The organism is Elioraea sp. (assembly GCF_022842375.1).
Classification (GTDB): Bacteria; Pseudomonadota; Alphaproteobacteria; order Acetobacterales; family Acetobacteraceae; genus Elioraea_A.
This window is the reverse complement of record NZ_JALHPR010000004.1, coordinates 257,709-264,582: the sequence shown is the minus strand read 5'-3', so window position 1 is coordinate 264,582 and position 6,874 is coordinate 257,709. Positions and strand designations below refer to the sequence as shown.

Sequence of the window (6,874 nt, the reverse complement as noted above, 5' to 3'; positions counted from 1 at the left end):
GTGCCGGAGCCTGCCTCGGCGCTGCTGCTCGGCGCCGGCCTGTTCGGCCTCGTCGCCGCCCGCCGCCGCCGGCAGCACACCTGACCTGAGCGCCGCTTCCGCCTGAGGGGTGCGCGGGATCCCCGCGCACCCCCCTCACACGAAGTTCGCCCGCTCGTACCGCACCGGCCAGTCCACCTTCGCGCCCAGCGCCTTCGCTGCGCGCAGTGGCCACGCGGGCTCGGCCAGCATCGCGCGGCCGATCAGCACGATGTCCGCCCGGCCGTTCGCCACGATCGCCGCCGGCCCGCCGCCTGGGGCGATCAGGCCAAGGCCGCAGCCCGGCACCGCCGGCCCGCATGACATTTTTTGCAATCTCGCCATTGACCTGTTGAAGCCGCCGACCGGCCCCGGCTACGTTCAAATTTGATTTTGAACAAACGGGGGTTCCCGTGCTCAGCGGGAACAGGGGGACACACACATCATGATATCGCGTTTTCGCATGCTCGGCCTCGCCGCCGTTGGTGTCGCTGCCTTGTCGGTGGCCGGCCCCCGGCCGGCCGAGGCGGCCTTCACCTTCACCTTCGTCGAACAGGGCGGCGATGTCGTCGGCACAGGGGCAGGCTCGTTCAACCTGGCGGCGCTCACGTTTCTCGGCGGGCTTTCGGGGTCCGCGGTTATCTCTCCGGCCAATGCATTGCTCCGGACCGGTGGCGTCTTAAGCATCTACTTCGGTGGTGGCATCACGTTGCCGGCGTTCGGAACAGGCAGTCTCGCGTTTGGCGCGTGGACCGGCGACCCCGTCGGCTTCGCTCGGAACAGCGGCTCAGCAGGGGATTTATTGTTGGTGCCGGTTGGCTACATGTCGGGGACGCAACTTGAGGCAACGATGACGTTCACCGGCGCGACGTTCGCGTCGCTCGGAATCACGCCGGGCACGTATTCCGCGACATGGGGCAGCGGCGACACCGCCGATTCGTTCAATGTTGTCTTCCAGGAAACCGTGACGCCGCCGCCGCCGCCGCCCCCCACGGCGGTGCCGGAGCCTGCCTCGGCGCTGCTGCTCGGCGCCGGCCTGTTCGGCCTCGTCGCCTCCCGCCGTCGCCGGCAGCACGCCTGAGCTGACCGTGGCCTCCGCCTGAGGGGTGCGCGGGGTCGCCGCGCACCCCCCTCACACGAAGTTCGCCCGCTCGTACTGCACCGGCCAGTCAACCTTCGCGCCGAGCGCCTTCGCCGCGCGCAGCGGCCAGGCAGGGTCGGCCAGCATCGCGCGGCCGATCAGCACGATGTCGGCCCGGCCGTTCGCCACGATCTCCGCCGCCTGGTCAGCCGTGCCGATCAGCCCAACGGCGCCTGAGGCCATGCCCGCCCCCGCCCGCACCGCCTCGGCATAGGGAACCTGGTAGCCGGGGTGGGCCGAGGGCGGGCGGCTGTCGGGGTTCACGCCGCCGGAGGAACAGTCGATCAGGTCAACATCCCCGCGCGCCTTGAGCCAGCGCGCCACCGTCACCGTATCCTCGATCGTCAGGCCGCCCGGCAGATGATCGGCGCAGGAGAGGCGGACGAAGAGGGGGAGCTCGTCCGGCCACTCGCGCCGCACCGCGTCGATCACCTCCATCAGCAGGCGCGCGCGGGCGCGAAGGTCGCCGCCATAGCTATCCACCCGCGTGTTCGAGAGGGGGGAGAGGAAGGAGTGGATGAGATAGCCGTGCGCGCCGTGGATCTCTGCGATGCGGAACCCGGCGTCTCGCGCCCGCCGCGCCGAGGCAGCGAAGCCTTCCACCGCCGCGGCGATGCCGGAGGCGTCAAGCGGCACGGGCGATGTGTGGCCGGGGCCGAAGGGCTCGTCCGTCGGCCCGACGGGAACCCACCCGGTGGGCTGATCGGGGGGGATCGGCTTCGTCCCCTCCCACGGCACGCTGACCGAGGCTTTCCGCCCCGCATGCGCGAGCTGGATCGCCGGCACCGCCCCCATCCGCGCGATCACGGCCGTCAGCCGTGCCAGACCCGCCACATGCGCGTCAGACCAGATGCCGAGGCAGCCAGGCGTGATCCGCGCGTGTGCGGCCACATGCGTCGCCTCCGTCATCACGATGCCGGCCCCGCCCGCCGCGCGCGCGCCGAGGTGCTGCACATGCCAGTCATTCGGCATGCCATCCTCGGCCGAGTACTGGCACATGGGCGAAAGCGCGATGCGGTTGCGCGAGGTGACGCCGCGGAACTCGATCGGGCGGAACAGCATGGGCCGCGGGTCGCGCACATGCACGCGGCGGTCGGTCTCTTTCATTTCGGGTTCCTCGGCGGGCAGGTGAGGGGGTAGCGTCCGTTCTCGCGGGGCAGAGCGCAAGGGGCTGACGATGGATGGACCGATCGGGGTGACGAACGAAGGCGCGCGGGTGCGGCACGGCGTGCGCAACGGTGCGCATCGCGGCCCGACGGCGGGGCTCGCCCCCGGCTTCGTGCAGGGCAACCTCGCCGTCCTGCCGGCGGCGGAGGCGGGGGATTTCCTCCGCTTCTGCCATGCCAACCCGAAGCCCTGCCCGCTGCTGGCCGTGGGTGAGCCTGGCAACCCGATGCTGCGCGCCTTGGGCGATGTCGACATCCGCACCGACCTGCCGCGCTACCGCATCTGGCGCGACGGCGAAGTGGCCGAGGAGGTCGATGACCTGCGCGCCGTGTGGCGTGATGATCTCGTCGCCTTCGTCCTCGGCTGTTCCTTCAGCTTCGAGGAGGCGCTGATCGAGGCGGGGCTCGACCTCCGCCACATCAGCTGTTTCGGCCCCGGCGCGAACGTACCGATGTTCCGCACCTCCATCGCCTGCACGCCGGCCGGGCGCTTCGCTGGCCCCATGGTGGTGAGCATGCGGCCCTTCCGCGCGGCCGATGCGATCCGCGCCATCCAGATCACCACGCGGTTTCCGGGCGTGCACGGCGCGCCGGTGCATCTGGGCGACCCGTCGCTCATCGGCATCGCCGACGTGTTGCGGCCCGACTACGGCGTTCCGGTTCCGGTGGAGCGCGACGAGCTTCCCGTGTTCTGGGCCTGCGGCGTCACGCCACAGGCGGTGGCGGCGGCAGCGAAGGTGCCGTTCATGATCACGCATGTGCCGAGCCACATGCTGGTGACCGACCTCCGCAACGCGAGCCTCGCCGTTCTCTGACCTGTGCGCCGGCGCATCGATCGCGCCGCATCCATGCGCTCTGATCCGCGGCATGGATGGACATGCCCCACCTGTCGATGGCCTCGCCGCGCTCTGGCGCGCGGTGGACGAGGGGCGTGTCCGCCTCGAGGTGCGGCGTACGCGGGCAGAGCTCTGGTGGGTCGGCACGCTGCTGCTGCCAGGCATTGCGGCCGCCGCGATCGTCCTGATCACGCATGCCGGCCTCGCCGCTGCCGTGCTGCTGCTGCCTGGTGCGTGGGCCGCGGCACGACGCCTCGCCTTCGGAACGGACGCGGCGCGCATCGCACTGCTCCGCAGCGACCCTGTCGCGTTCCGCTATGCCTGGATCACCGGGCAGGCGAGGCTGCGCTGCCTCTCGGGCGGGGAGGGCGTGGCGCGCATCGCCGCGCATCCGGTTGACTGGCGGGCCTGGCTTGCCGCCACCGCGCCGGCGGCTCAGAGCGAGGTGGGCCTCACCTCGCCACGCTCGATCAGGAAGGCGGTGTCGACCATCGGCTTGAGCAGGTCGGGGTTGCTCTCGCTGATCAGGACGGCAAGCCCAGGCTCCGCCTCGCGCAGGCGCAACAATGCCTCGCCGTAACGTTTCGCGAGTGCGGGGGCCAGGCCCTGGAACGGCTCGTCGAGCAGCACGAGCTTCGTCCCGACCATGAGTGCGCGGCCGAGTGCCACCATCTTGCCCTGGCCGCCCGAGAGCCCGCCCGCCTTCCGGTCGGCGAAGTCCTTTATTTCGGGAAGGATCGCGTAGGCCTTCTCGAGCCGCCGCTCGATCTCGGCCTTCGGCAGCTTCAGCACCTCGGCCGGCAGGCGAAGGTTCTCCTCCACCGTGAAGGTGGGGAACAGCTTCCGCTCCTCCGGCGCATAGCCGATGCCGATGGCGGTGCGCTTGTGCGCGGCGAGCTGCGCGAGATCGTTGCCGTCGAAGCCGATGCGCCCGGCGGTGAGCGGCACGAGGCCCATGATGGCGCGGAACGTGGTGGTCTTGCCTGCGCCGTTGCGGCCGACCAGCGCCGCCCGCCCACCGGATTCGAGCGCGAGGCTGACACCGCGCAGCACGCGTGTGCCGGCGATCGACACATCCACCCCGTCAAGCGTGAGCATGGCCACCACCTGCTGCGTGCTTGACCTCGACGCCGATCACCTCGCGCAGCACGGCCGGGTCGTTCAGCACCTCGGCCGGCGGGCCGGAGGCAAGGATCTTGCCCTGGCTCCACACCGCCACGCGGTCGGCGTAGCGCTCGACCACCTCCATGTCATGCTCGACGAACACCGCCGTCACGCCGCGTGCGCGCAAGGCGCCGACGAGCGTATCCATGATGTCGAACTTCTCGGCCGAGGCGACGCCGGAGGTGGGTTCGTCCATCAGCAGCACGCGGGGTTCGAGCGCCATGGCCATGGCGATGTCGGTGAGCTTGCGCGTGCCCTCGTTCAGCTCCGTCGCCTTCGCCTCGGCAACGTGCCGGAGGCCGAACTGGTCGAGGATCGCCATCGTCGCCGCCGTCGTTGGCCTGTCGAGCAGCGGGCGGAGGCCGTGCCAGAACCCCCTGTGCGCGGCCACCTTCAGCGCGACGTTCTCGATCACCGTGTGCTCGGTGAAAAGCTGCGGGATCTGGAAGCTGCGCGCGATGCCGCGGCGCACGATCTGCCGTGGCTGGAGGCCGGTGATCGGTTCGCCGGCGAAGGTGATGGTGCCTGCCTGCGGGCGGAGATAGCCGGTGGTCATGTTGATGAAGGTGGTCTTGCCGGCCCCGTTCGGGCCGATGATCGCGACGAACTCGCCCTCGGCGATGTCGAGGTCGATGCCGTCGGCCGCCTTCACGCCGCCGAACGCGATCCTGAGCCCCCTGGCCGAGAGCAGCGCGCCACTCATGACCTCACTCCCCGCTTGGCGGTGAGGTCCTCGTAGATGCCCCAGAGGCCGCGCGAGGCGAACAGGATGATGGCAAGCAGCACCGCGCCGAGGATCATCTGCCACGCATCGGGGAAGGCCGCTGCGGCATAGACGCGAACGAGCTCGAACACCACCGCGCCCAGGAACGGCCCGAGCACCGCCCCGCCGCCGCCGAGGATGGCGATGAACACGAGCTCACCCGAATGCGTCCAGTATGCGAGGAGCGGTGTCACGTGCAGCGTCGTCATCGCGATCAGCCCGCCGCCGAGGCCAGCGAGCATGGCGGAGGCGACGTAGGAGACGAGCAGCACGCGCTTGGCCGAGATGCCGGCGAATTCGAGCCGCGTCTCGCGCGTCTTGATCGCCGGCAGCGCCTGGCCGAGCGGCGAGGCGAGGAACACGCGCGCGAGCAGGCCGAGCCCGACGGCGAGCGTGAGCGCGAGGCAAAGCATCGTCCACTCATACGGCACGCGCTCGAGCATCACGCCGGCGATCGAGGGGCGCACGACCGTGATGCCGTCGGTGCCCTTGGTGTAGGCGTAGAGCTTCTCGAGCAGCGAGTAGAACACCATGCTGAAGGCGAGGTTCAGCATGCCGAAGAAGATGTCGCGATAGCGCGTGACGAACAGCCCGACCAGCACGCCCACGGTGCCGGCCGCCAGCACCGCGAGCGGCAGGAGGATGAGCACATCGCCCGCCACCGGGCGGGTGAACGCGACCGTGTAGGCACCGACCGCGACATAGAGCGCATGCCCGAAGCTCACCTGCCCCGCGCGCAGCAGCAGCAGGATGCCGAGCACCGCGAGCCCCTTGGCAAGCGCGATGGTGAAGACGAACTTGAGCCACGGGGCCAGGAAGGAGAGCCCGAACAGCAGTGCGATGCCGAGCACCGTCGGCAGGGTGAGGTTGCGGCCCATCAGACGCGCCTCAGCTCCGGCGAGCCGAACAGGCCGTAGGGGCGCACGAGCAGCACCGCCACCATGATGAGGTAGGGGATCACCACCTCGAACTCCGGTGCGAAATAGACCGCGACCGACCGCCCGAGGCCGATCAGGAGCGCGGTCAGCGCAGCCCCCTCGATCTGCCCGAGGCCTGCGGTGGCCACCACCGCGAAGGACAGCACGATCATGTTCACGCCCGCCCCCGGAACCAGGCTCGAGGTCGGCGAGGCAAGCGCGCCGCCCAAGGCCGCGAGCATCGTGCCGAAGGTGAAGGTGAGCATGTAGACGCGCGCGGCATCGATGCCCATCGCGGTCGCCGCCTCGCGGTCCTGCGTGACGGCGACGATGACGCGGCCGGTGAGCGTCCGCCGCAGGAACCACATCAGCCCCAGCAGCGTGGTGGCGGCGACGGCGGGCAGCAGGAACAGCTGGTAGCGCGTGTAGACGATGTCGCCCACCTCGACGGGGCCGAGCGCCTTCACGGCCGCATCCTGGAAGATCGGCTGCACGCCCCAGATCAGCTTCTGCACATCCTCGAGGATCATGAAGAGCGCGAAGGTAACGAGCAGCTGCAGCACGTGGTCCTTCACGTAGATGCGGCTCAACAGCAGCTTCTCGACCACCGGCCCGAGCAGCCCGCCGACGAGGATGGCGGAGACGAGCAGCACCGGCAGCGCGAGCCAGGGGGCTGCGGCCGTCGTCGCTACCGCGCCGCCGAGCGTCGCCGCCACATAGCCTCCGATGGCGAAGAACGAGCCGTGCGCGACGTTCAGCACGCGCAGCACGCCGAACACGAGCGTGAGCCCGACGGCGACCATGAAGACGAGTGCTGCGTAGGCAAGCCCGTCGAGCACGGCGAGGAGAAGGAGAAGCGTCATGGCAGG

Annotated in this window: 9 protein-coding genes; 3 read left to right on the top strand and 6 right to left on the bottom strand. The window is 70.2% G+C overall.

Going from position 1 to position 6,874, the window contains the following annotated elements; translation table 11 throughout:
* Positions 1-84 carry a VPLPA-CTERM sorting domain-containing protein gene (locus tag Q0C38_RS23240; RefSeq protein WP_366937241.1) on the top strand — a complete coding sequence of 28 codons (84 nt, stop codon included), beginning with the start codon at positions 1-3 and terminating at the stop codon, positions 82-84.
* A 51-nt stretch (positions 85-135) separates the two neighbouring features.
* Here the strand turns inward: Q0C38_RS23240 and Q0C38_RS06070 are convergent, their stop codons facing one another.
* Positions 136-327, bottom strand: a complete 192-nt coding sequence (locus tag Q0C38_RS06070; RefSeq protein WP_291296170.1) for a hypothetical protein — start codon at positions 325-327, stop codon at positions 136-138.
* Between the two features lie 154 nt (positions 328-481).
* On the opposite strand from Q0C38_RS06070, the gene Q0C38_RS06065 reads away from it, so the two are divergent.
* Entirely contained in the window at positions 482-1,099 is a 618-nt protein-coding gene (locus tag Q0C38_RS06065; protein ID WP_291296169.1) for a VPLPA-CTERM sorting domain-containing protein, read from the top strand.
* Positions 1,100-1,150: 51 nt separating this feature from the next.
* Here Q0C38_RS06065 and Q0C38_RS06060 read toward each other — a convergent pair whose 3' ends face one another.
* Entirely contained in the window at positions 1,151-2,266 is a 1,116-nt protein-coding gene (locus Q0C38_RS06060; protein ID WP_291296168.1) for an NADH:flavin oxidoreductase/NADH oxidase, read from the bottom strand.
* A gap of 70 nt (positions 2,267-2,336) precedes the next feature.
* On the opposite strand from Q0C38_RS06060, the gene Q0C38_RS06055 reads away from it, so the two are divergent.
* Positions 2,337-3,140 (top strand): putative hydro-lyase, encoded by an 804-nt coding sequence (locus Q0C38_RS06055; protein WP_291296167.1) that lies wholly within the window; start codon positions 2,337-2,339, stop codon positions 3,138-3,140.
* Between the two features lie 456 nt (positions 3,141-3,596).
* Here Q0C38_RS06055 and Q0C38_RS06050 read toward each other — a convergent pair whose 3' ends face one another.
* The 4 genes from Q0C38_RS06050 to Q0C38_RS06035 are packed head-to-tail and all read right to left on the bottom strand — an operon-like array spanning position 3,597 to position 6,868.
* Positions 3,597-4,259, bottom strand: a complete 663-nt coding sequence (locus Q0C38_RS06050) for an ABC transporter ATP-binding protein (protein WP_291296166.1) — start codon at positions 4,257-4,259, stop codon at positions 3,597-3,599.
* On the bottom strand, positions 4,246-5,028 hold the full coding sequence (locus Q0C38_RS06045; RefSeq protein ID WP_291296165.1) for an ABC transporter ATP-binding protein: 783 nt from the start codon (positions 5,026-5,028) through the stop codon (positions 4,246-4,248). Before Q0C38_RS06045 ends, Q0C38_RS06050 begins: the two co-directional genes overlap by 14 nt.
* Entirely contained in the window at positions 5,025-5,966 is a 942-nt protein-coding gene (locus Q0C38_RS06040) for a branched-chain amino acid ABC transporter permease (RefSeq protein ID WP_291296164.1), read from the bottom strand. Before Q0C38_RS06040 ends, Q0C38_RS06045 begins: the two co-directional genes overlap by 4 nt.
* Complete coding sequence (locus tag Q0C38_RS06035; RefSeq protein ID WP_291296163.1) at positions 5,966-6,868, bottom strand: branched-chain amino acid ABC transporter permease; 903 nt, start codon at positions 6,866-6,868, stop codon at positions 5,966-5,968. The genes Q0C38_RS06040 and Q0C38_RS06035 overlap by 1 nt, the downstream gene beginning before the upstream one ends.
* Between the last annotated feature and the right edge of the window lie 6 nt (positions 6,869-6,874).